Raw genomic sequence first — 515 nt, 5'->3', positions numbered from 1 at the left:
GATTCCCTTGAAAATAAGGGGTTCTGGCTTTGAAAACTGTCGGTGGGGGTGTCTAGGCTTTGATGCATGGACAAGCCGCCTGAGTTGATGAGCGACGCCGAACTGGTGCACGCTCTCGACCAGGCCGACGCGGACCTGGCGCGTATCGAGACCCGTCGGCTGCGTCTCATCGGGGCGATGGACAACTCCGGGTACGCCGAACGAGTCGGTGCCCGCGACACGGTCCAATACATAGAATTCCGCTACCGGCTCGACCACTCCCGTGCCTACCGCGACGTGAAACTGGCCCGCGCTCTGCCCAAGTACGCGGCGGTTGTTGCGGCGCTGCCCGATCCCGAACTCGCCGAGGACGGGGAGATACCTGTCGTGGCGTTGCGGCCGGCGCAGGCCGAAGCGATCGTGACCGCCCTGGAAAAGGTCCCGACCACCGTCCCGGTCGCCGACCTCGACTTCGCCGAACAAGAACTCGTCCGCTTGGGGCGCCACCTGGCCCCCGCCGATCTGCGCAAGGCCGC

1 protein-coding gene is annotated in these 515 nt (G+C 65.4%); it reads left to right on the top strand.

The window, feature by feature from the left end; all coding sequences use genetic code 11:
• Nucleotides 1-66: 66 nt before the first annotated feature.
• The coding region (locus E0H50_RS42690; RefSeq protein ID WP_131297165.1) for a DUF222 domain-containing protein at nucleotides 67-515 on the top strand (449 nt) is incomplete at its 3' end.

The sequence above is a fragment of the Kribbella sindirgiensis genome, from assembly GCF_004331435.1.
Lineage (GTDB): Bacteria > Actinomycetota > Actinomycetes > Propionibacteriales > Kribbellaceae > Kribbella > Kribbella sindirgiensis.
This window is presented reverse-complemented; position numbering and strand designations above follow the sequence as displayed.